At 63.8% G+C, this 4,700-nt stretch carries 4 protein-coding genes; all 4 read right to left on the minus strand.

Annotated features, from left to right (window positions below; all coding sequences use genetic code 11):
- Nucleotides 1-1,436 (minus strand): single-stranded-DNA-specific exonuclease RecJ (gene recJ, locus B3605_RS22275; RefSeq protein ID WP_414707010.1); only part of this gene is annotated, 1,436 nt, incomplete at its 3' end.
- A 118-nt stretch (nt 1,437-1,554) separates the two neighbouring features.
- A complete protein-coding gene (locus tag B3605_RS22280; protein ID WP_112973158.1) occupies nt 1,555-2,877 on the minus strand; it encodes a homoserine dehydrogenase in 1,323 nt (440 codons plus the stop codon).
- 65 nt (nt 2,878-2,942) lie between these two features.
- Nucleotides 2,943-4,163 (minus strand): LL-diaminopimelate aminotransferase, encoded by a 1,221-nt coding sequence (locus B3605_RS22285; protein ID WP_018900041.1) that lies wholly within the window; start codon nt 4,161-4,163, stop codon nt 2,943-2,945.
- A gap of 226 nt (nt 4,164-4,389) precedes the next feature.
- A partial coding sequence (locus B3605_RS22290) for a hypothetical protein (protein WP_296436091.1) occupies nt 4,390-4,700 on the minus strand: 311 nt, incomplete at its 5' end.

Here is a 4,700-nt window from a genome sequence, read left to right on the forward strand (position 1 = left end):
ACCAGTGCCGCCACCGTCTTTTCGGCACGTTCTGAGAAGAAGCCACGCAGGCGGCCGAGCTTGTCGCGCTCGACAGTGAGGCCAGCCGCCATCGCATGGCCGCCGCCCTTGACCAGCAGCCCCTCGTCGACCGCCGCGCGCACCATCTTGCCCATGTCGAAGCCGTTGATGGAGCGGCCGGAGCCGGTTCCCTTGCCATTGGGATCGAAGGCGATGGCGAAGGCCGGGCGCTTGAACTTTTCCTTTAGCCGCGCCGCAATCAGGCCGACGATCCCTGGATGCCATTTTTCATGCGCGGTGACGATAACCGAGGCACCGCTGCCGTCGCCATATTCGGCGTATGCCTCGGCTTCGGCCTCCTGCAGCATGTTGGCTTCCATCACCTGGCGGTCGCGGTTAAGCTCGTCCAGGCGCTCGGCGATGGCTTCCGCTTCGCCGGTATCGTCAAGCGTCAATAGCCGGCTACCGAGTGCGGCGTCACTGATCCGTCCGCCGGCATTGATGCGGGGGCCGATGAGGAAGCCGAAGTGATAGGGCGTCACCGGCCCGGCCAGGCCCGCCTTGCGAAACAGCGCCGAGAGACCGGCATTGCCCTGATGGCGGGCGGCAATCAGGCCCTTGACGACATAGGCGCGGTTCAGGCCCTTCAGCGGAACGACGTCGCAGACCGTGGCGAGCGCCACGATGTCGAGCCATTGCAGGAGATCGATGCTGCGCGCCTTCGGATGGCCGGCCTCGCGCAGCAGCCGCAGCGTGGCGACCAGCACGAGGAAGACGACGCCGGCGGCACAGAGATGCCCCTGCCCCGACAGATCGTCCTCGCGGTTCGGGTTGACGAGCGCGTGGCACGGCGGCAGGTCATGTGTCACCTGGTGGTGATCGATGACGACGACGTCGACATGGCGCTTTGCCGCCGCCGCCAGCGCCTCGTGGCTTGTCGAACCGCAGTCGACGGTGACGATCAATCGGGCGCCGTTGTCGATCAGCTGGTCCATGGCCGCCGGGTTCGGGCCATAGCCTTCGAAGACGCGGTCTGGAATGTAGATTTCGGATGTCACGCCGAAATGGCTGAGGAAACGGTACATCAGCGCCGAGGAGGATGCGCCGTCGACGTCGTAATCGCCGAAGATCGCGACCTGCTGGCGCGTGTTGATGGCATCGGCGATGCGCTTGGCCGCCTTTTCGCAATCGGTCAGCTTGTAGGGATCGGGCATCAGCGAGCGCAGCGTCGGATCGAGGAACTCGACGGCCTCGTCGACGGTGACGCCGCGGCCGGCGAGCACCCGGGCGATCAGATCCGGCAGGCCGTGCATCTGCGACATGGCGAGCGCCCGGTTCTGCCCGGCCTGGTCCAGCCGCGAGATCCAGCGATTGTCGAGAACGGATTTCTCGACACCCAGAAAGGCGCGCTGTACCGGATCGGCCGGGATATCCATCATGTCACTCCACTGCCACTACAAGGCCGTTCTACAGAGCCGTGACGGCAAACGAAAGACGGCGGAGCGCACCCGCGCCCCGCCGCCCACAGAATAGATCACCATGCGGTGACGCCGCTTAGTCTTCCTTCGGACGCTCGATGCGGATCACCTGCGGTTCGCCGACCAGATAGCCCTCGGTCTTGATCGCCTCGACGGCCTTGCGCACCGAATCCTCGGTCGTCGCATGGGTGACGAGGATGATCGTCTGGTGGTGCGATGGCGAAAGGTGCTGCTTGGAGCGCTGCACGATGGATTCGAGCGAGATGTGGTTCTCTGCCATGCGGGTGGCGACGCTGGCGAAGACGCCGGTGCGGTCGAGAACCGTCAGGCGGATGAAATAGCCGCCCTCGTGGCTCTGGATCTGCGCCTTGCGATAGGGCTCGAGCGACTTGGCCGGGTGGCCGAGCACCGGCACCTGCTGGGCGCCCGGGCGGCTCTTGGCGATGTCGGCGATGTCGCCGAGTACCGACGAGGCCGTGGCATTGCCGCCGGCGCCGGGGCCGACCATCAGCAGTTCGCCGAGGATGTCGGATTCAATCGCAACCGCGTTGGTGACGCCGTCGACCTGGGCGATGACGCTATCGACAGGCACCATGGTCGGGTGAACGCGCTGCTCGATGCCGGTATCGGTGCGCTGGGCAACGCCGAGCAACTTGATGCGATAGCCGAGATCGGCGGCCGCATGGATGTCGTCGATCGAGATGTTGGTGATGCCCTCGAGATAGATGTCGTCGACGGCGATCTGGTTGCCGAAGGCGAGCGTCGTCAGGATGGAGAGCTTGTGGGCGGTGTCGTTGCCCTCGATGTCGAAGGCCGGATCGGCTTCGGCATAGCCGAGGCGCTGGGCTTCCTTCAGGCAATCGGCGAACGACAGGCCTTCCTTCTCCATCTTGGTCAGGATGTAGTTGCAGGTGCCATTCATGATGCCGTAGACGCGCGAGATCGTGTTGCCGGTCAGCGATTCACGCAGCGCCTTGATGACCGGGATGCCGCCGGCGACGGCCGCTTCGAAGTTGAGCAGCGCGCCCTTCTCCTCGGCGATCTTTGCAAGCTCGACGCCGTGATAGGCAAGCAGTGCCTTGTTGGCTGTCACCACGTGGAGACCGCGCTGCAACGCGGCGCGGACGGCGATATTGGCCGGCCCCTCGGCGCCACCGACGAGTTCGACGAACACGTCGATATCGCCTTTGGTCGCCAGTTCCTCGGGCGTGTCGAACCACTCGATGCCGCCGACGTCGATGCCGCGGTCCTTGGTCTTGTCGCGGGCGGAAACGCCGGTAATCAGGATCGGCCGGCCGCACGTCGCGGCAAGCACGTCGCTGCGCTGCTGAATGATACGAACGAGAGAGGCACCAACGGTACCCAAGCCCGCAACGCCGATTTTAAGGGCATCTGCCATGGATCGATCCTGAAATATGTCATGAATGGCAGCCGCCGGAGCGGCTGCCGAAAGAACTGATTGTATCAGCGGTGAGCGTTCAACGAGACGACGTTGTGCATCGTCTCATCGGCGGTGGACATGAACTTCTTGATGTTGCGCGCCGCCTGACGGATACGGTGCTCGTTTTCGACGAGCGCCAGACGCACGTAATCGTCGCCCATTTCACCGAAACCGATCCCCGGCGCCACGGCAACATCAGCCTTCTCGACGAGGAGCTTCGAGAACTCAAGCGAGCCGAGATGGCGGAACTTTTCCGGGATCTTCGCCCAGGCGAACATGGTCGCTGCCGGCGGCGGCACTTCGAAGCCGGCCTTGCCGAAGCTGTCGACCATGACGTCGCGGCGGCGCTTGTAGACGCCGCGGACTTCGGCGATATCCGAGCCGTCACCGTTCAGCGCGTGCGTGGCGGCAACCTGGATCGGCGTGAAGGCGCCGTAGTCGAGGTAGGACTTCACGCGCGTCAGCGCCGCGATCAGGCGCTCGTTGCCGACGGCAAAGCCCATGCGCCAGCCGGGCATGGAGAAGGTCTTCGACATCGAGGTGAACTCGACGCAGACATCCATGGCGCCGGGCACCTGCAGTACCGATGGCGGCGGGTTGTTGTCGTCGAAGTAGATTTCCGAATAGGCAAGGTCGGAGAGCACGATGATGTCGTGCTTCTTCGCGAATGCGATGACGTCCTTGTAGAAATCCAGCGTCGCGACATAGGCCGTCGGGTTCGACGGATAGTTGACGATCAGCGCCAGCGGCTTCGGGATCGAGTGCTTCACGGCGCGTTCCAGCGGCGGGAAGAAGCTGTCGTCCGGCTCGACCGGCAAAGAGCGGATCACGCCGCCCGCCATCAGGAAGCCGAAGGCATGGATCGGATAGGTAGGGTTCGGGCAGAGAATGACGTCGCCGGGTGCCGTGATTGCCTGCGCCATGTTGGCGAAGCCTTCCTTGGAGCCGAGGGTTGCGACCACCTGCGTATCCGGGTTGAGCTTCACGCCGAAACGGCGGGCGTAATAGGCGGCCTGGGCGCGGCGCAGGCCGGGAATGCCCTTGGACGAAGAGTAGCGATGCGTGCGCGGGTCCTGGACCACTTCGCAAAGCTTGTCGACGATTGCCTTGGGGGTCGGCAGGTCAGGGTTTCCCATGCCGAGATCGATGATATCGGCTCCGCCCGCTCGCGCGCTTGCTTTCAAACGGTTGACCTGTTCGAAAACATAAGGCGGCAAACGCCGGACTTTGTGAAACTCTTCCATCTCTTTCCCCACGGAAACGCGGCCACCATGACCGCAAATCGAAGTTCGTCCTAACTTCCGGCTGCTTGCGACACGAACTTCAGAATCGCGAGCGCCGTATTCATCAGACGTCCAGCGCACGGCGATTCTTTGACGGACCGCCTCGGGGCTGACGCTTTATCAGGAAAATTTCATCTTCCGCACCTGACGGAAGGCTTTGCTTGCAAACGCCAGAGAAGGCAAGGCCTTATTTGGTGATTTCGGACAGCGTTTCCGGGCCGTGATCTTCGGCGAGCTTGCGGTATTCCGCAACGCGGCGCTGGTATTCGGCTTCCGAGATGGTGCCCGCCTTGCGCCGGTTGCTCAGCGCCGTCAGCTTCTGCTGCAGGCTGGAGGCTTCCTCGTCGTTCATCTGAACGTTGGCGGCGGTCAGCGGCGCGCCGAAGCCAGGATAGCCATCGCGATAGTGCGACAGACCGCTCTCGGTCGGCGCCTCGCCCTTGGTGGCGTTCATGACCACGGCCGTCGGGGCCGCTCGCCTGGCGGCGATCTCGGCCT

Source organism: Rhizobium sp. UBA1881, assembly GCF_002338015.1.
GTDB lineage: Bacteria > Pseudomonadota > Alphaproteobacteria > Rhizobiales > Rhizobiaceae > Rhizobium.